The organism is Polaromonas sp. P1_G2, from assembly GCF_056405515.1.
This window is the reverse complement of the sequence record NZ_JBFUBY010000429.1, coordinates 1-2,390: the sequence shown is the minus strand read 5'-3', so window position 1 is coordinate 2,390 and position 2,390 is coordinate 1. Positions and strand designations below refer to the sequence as shown.

The window sequence follows — 2,390 nt, the reverse complement described above, 5'->3', positions numbered from 1 at the left end:
GCCGAAGACCTGTTTTTGCGCCCCTCTTTCATCCAGGCCTGTGATGATGCCGTGAATCAAGTGGCCCGCGAGCTGGCCGGGTTAAAAGGCCTGACGGTGGTGGTGGGCACACCCACCCACGGCGATAACGGCWAGGGCCTGCGCACCAAAAGCGTGGAAGTGCAGCAGCGCCACAACGCGGCACGGGTGCTGCGCGAGGGCCGTGTCATCGAAAGCTACGCCAAGCGCGAGCTGCCCAATTACCAGGTGTTCGACGAGCGCCGCTACTTCACGCCCGGCCAGGGCACCTGCGTGTTCCAGGCCGGGGAGGGCGATGAGGCCGTCAGTATAGGGCTGCTGATCTGTGAAGACGCCTGGTTCGAAGAGCCGGCACGCCTGGCCAAAGAGGCCGGCGCCGAGCTGCTGGTGGTCATCAATGCCTCGCCTTTCCATGTGGGCAAGGGCGGCGAGCGCGAGCAGATGATGCAAAACCGCTGCCTGGCCACCGGGTTGCCGCTGGTCTATGCCCACCTGGTGGGCGGGCAGGACGAAATCGTGTTTGAAGGACGTTCTTTTGCGTTGCAGGCCGACGGCGCGTTGGCCGGGCGGGCCGAAAGTTTCAGGGAAAAGCTGTTTGCCATTCGCGCCGAGCGCACGGGGGACGCTGTCACTTTGACGGCGGAAACGGCGCCCGAGCGCAGTCACGAGGCGGACCTGTGGGATGCGCTGGTGCTGGGGGTGCGCGATTACCTGGGGAAAAACGGCTTTCCGGGCGCCATCCTGGGCCTGTCGGGCGGTATCGATTCGGCCCTGGTGCTGGCGATCGCGGTGGATGCGCTGGGCGCGGACAAGGTGCGCGCGGTGATGATGCCTTCACCCTATACAGCCGACATCTCCTGGAAAGATGCGCGCGAGATGGCCGAACGCGTGAAGGTGCGCTACGACGAGATTTCCATCGTGCCCGAGTTCGAGGCCTTCAAGGCGTCCCTGGCCGGCGAGTTCAAGGGCCTGAAGGAAGACACGACCGAGGAAAACATCCAGGCGCGTATACGCGGGGTGTTTTTGATGGCGCTGTCCAACAAGTTCGGCTCCATCGTGCTGACCACCGGCAACAAGAGCGAGATGGCCACCGGCTATTGCACGCTCTACGGCGACATGGCCGGCGGCTTCGCGGTCATCAAGGATGTGCTCAAGACTTCCGTGTTCCGGCTGGCGCGCTGGCGYAATGCCAATGACCCGTATGGCACGGGCAGCAACCCGATTCCCGAACGCATCATCACGCGCCCGCCCAGCGCCGAGCTGCGTCCCGACCAGACCGACCAGGACAGCCTGCCGCCCTACGAGGTGTTGGACGCCATCCTGTCGCGCTATATGGAAAACGACGAGAGCGCCGAGGGCATCATCGCCGCCGGTTTTGACCGTGCGGTGGTGGAGCGAGTGGCGCGGCTGATCCGCATCAACGAATACAAGCGGCGGCAGGCGCCGGTGGGCATCAGGGTCACCCACAGGAGCTTTGGCAAGGATTGGCGCTATCCTATTACCAGCAAATTCCGGCAGTGATGGCCCCCACGCTCCCCCACTGCGTGTGGGTCGCTGCCCCCCGAGGGGGCCGCCCGCCTGCGGTCTGGCAAAGCCAGTCCCGCGGCTCATGCTGGTGAAGAGCCTCTTGCGACCTTCAAGTGACTTTGATGATTTTTAGAACTACCGGAGATACTCAGTGAAACAAATTACCGCCGTCCTCAAGCCTTTCAAGCTCGAAGAAGTCCGCGAGGCGCTGGCCGAATGCGGCGTGACCGGGCTGACCGTCACTGAAGTCAAGGGCTTCGGCCGCCAGAAGGGCCATACCGAGCTCTACCGCGGCGCGGAGTACGTGGTTGACTTCCTGCCCAAGGTCAAGGTCGAAGTCGTCGTGAAAACCGAGGATGTGGAGCGCTGCGTGGACGCCATCGTGCGCGCGGCGCGCACCGGCAAGATCGGCGACGGCAAGATTTTCATCACCAGCGTGGAGCGCGTGGTACGCATCCGTACGGGTGAGGAAGATGAAGCGGCAGTCTGAGAGCCGCTAAACCGTTTAAATCTGGTCGAGGCGGGTGGCGGTGGGTGTCGTGCCGGCTGCCTGCACCAGGGTTTCGAGCAGCGGCTCCGCCTCGCTGCCGGTGCGTATCAGGTCCATCAGCCAGTCGTTCATGAAGCCGGCCTTGACCGATGAGGCCAGGAAGGCCAGCAGGCTGTCGTAATAGCCACCCATGTTGAGCAGCCCGACCGGCTTGTCGTGGTAACCGAGCTGGCGCCAGGTCCAGACCTCAAAGAACTCTTCCAGCGTGCCTATGCCGCCCGGCAGGGCCAGGAATGCGTCGGCATGCTCGGCCATCAGGCGTTTGCGCTCGTGCATGTTTTCCTCGATGTGCAGC

3 protein-coding genes are annotated in these 2,390 nt (G+C 63.7%); 2 read left to right on the top strand and 1 reads right to left on the bottom strand.

Features of this window, described 5'->3' with window-relative positions; translation table 11 throughout:
• Both AC1D0P_RS24735 and AC1D0P_RS24730 read left to right on the top strand, forming a co-directional pair.
• On the top strand, positions 1-1,539 hold a 1,539-nt coding region (locus AC1D0P_RS24735), incomplete at its 5' end, for an NAD+ synthase (RefSeq protein WP_477679153.1).
• Positions 1,540-1,696: 157 nt separating this feature from the next.
• Complete coding sequence (locus AC1D0P_RS24730; RefSeq protein WP_007869659.1) at positions 1,697-2,035, top strand: P-II family nitrogen regulator; 339 nt, start codon at positions 1,697-1,699, stop codon at positions 2,033-2,035.
• 15 nt (positions 2,036-2,050) lie between these two features.
• On the opposite strand, the gene AC1D0P_RS24725 is transcribed toward AC1D0P_RS24730, so the two are convergent.
• Positions 2,051-2,390: LOG family protein (locus AC1D0P_RS24725; RefSeq protein ID WP_477679152.1), on the bottom strand; the 340-nt coding region annotated here is incomplete at its 5' end.